Origin of the sequence: Psychrobacter sp. TB55-MNA-CIBAN-0194 (genome assembly GCF_040309505.1) — a bacterium.
Classification (GTDB): Bacteria; Pseudomonadota; Gammaproteobacteria; order Pseudomonadales; family Moraxellaceae; genus Psychrobacter; species Psychrobacter fozii.
Map to the genome: position 1 here is coordinate 1 of NZ_JBEOOW010000225.1, position 276 is coordinate 276.

Sequence of the window (276 nt, forward strand, 5' to 3'; positions counted from 1 at the left end):
CCGTCAGTTCGTGCATGCCGGCCGAGATGTAGACCTTCTCGCCGTCGATCGCGTAGACGTCGCGTTCGAGCGGTGTCGCGCGCAGCGCCACGGCGGTGAGGTCGGTGCCGGCCTGCGGTTCGGTCGCGCAGAAGCACGCGTCCCAGCGGTACGCTTCGAGCGGCGCAATCAGCGCCTTCTGGTGCGGCGTGCCGTGCATCTGCAGCAGCTTGATCGCGGGGCGCGTGAAGCCGCCGTAGGTCATGAAAGACGGATTCGCGCCCATGAACATCTCGT

1 pseudogene is annotated in these 276 nt (G+C 67.0%); it reads right to left on the reverse strand.

The features are described 5' to 3' along the window. Nucleotides 1-265: pseudogene (locus AAEY75_RS14915) on the reverse strand (hypothetical protein); the annotation flags it as partial. Nucleotides 266-276: the final 11 nt, after the last annotated feature.